Origin of the sequence: Proteiniborus sp. DW1 (assembly GCF_900095305.1) — a bacterium.
Classification (GTDB): Bacteria; Bacillota; Clostridia; order Tissierellales; family Proteiniboraceae; genus Proteiniborus.
Window position 1 is genome coordinate 1 of the sequence record NZ_FMDO01000024.1, and the last position, 679, is coordinate 679.

General features: G+C 46.5%; 5 tRNA genes. All 5 read left to right on the forward strand.

Features of this window, described 5'->3' with window-relative positions:
• Positions 1-27 precede the first annotated feature (27 nt).
• Positions 28-104: transfer RNA gene (locus DW1_RS05360), tRNA-Pro, on the forward strand.
• Between the two features lie 35 nt (positions 105-139).
• A tRNA-Ile gene (locus DW1_RS05365) sits at positions 140-216 on the forward strand.
• Positions 217-220: 4 nt separating this feature from the next.
• A tRNA-Phe gene (locus DW1_RS05370) sits at positions 221-296 on the forward strand.
• A 171-nt stretch (positions 297-467) separates the two neighbouring features.
• Positions 468-542, forward strand: a tRNA-Asn gene (locus DW1_RS05375).
• 19 nt (positions 543-561) lie between these two features.
• A tRNA-Met gene (locus DW1_RS05380) sits at positions 562-637 on the forward strand.
• The last annotated feature ends 42 nt before the right edge of the window (positions 638-679 follow it).

Genomic DNA, 679 nt, shown 5'->3' on the forward strand with positions numbered 1-679 from the left:
TTCGGCTGGATATATTTCTTTTTAATTCGGGGTGTAGCGCAGTTTGGTAGCGCACGTGGTTTGGGACCATGGGGCCGGGGGTTCGAGTCCCTCCACCCCGACCAATAATTGAAATATAATTAGTTGATATAGTATGTGAGGGCCTTTAGCTCAGTTGGTTAGAGCGTCCGGCTCATAACCGGCAGGTCCGGGGTTCGAGTCCCTGAAGGCCCACCATTATGCCCAGATAGCTCAGTAGGTAGAGCAGGGGACTGAAAATCCCCGTGTCGGTGGTTCGATTCCGCCTCTGGGCACCAACTTAAGACCCTTGTCGTTATAGAAAATGATGGGGGTTTTTTAATCACTACAATCAATGTCTTAAATTACCATTTGAATATTATTGACATAGTCAGCTTTATGTGATATCATATATTTTGTCGCTAGTAAAATAGATTTAGCTGGTGATAAGCTTTAGGTAATTAAAACATTCCTGGGTAGCTCAATGGCGGAGCAACCGGCTGTTAACCGGTAGGTTGTGGGTTCGAGCCCCACCCCAGGAGCCAACTAACTTATTTAAATTATCGCGGGGTGGAGCAGCTGGTAGCTCGTCGGGCTCATAACCCGGAGGTCGTCGGTTCAAATCCGGCCCCCGCAACCACAATACTTATCTGTAGTCCATAAAGGAAAATTATAAAATATT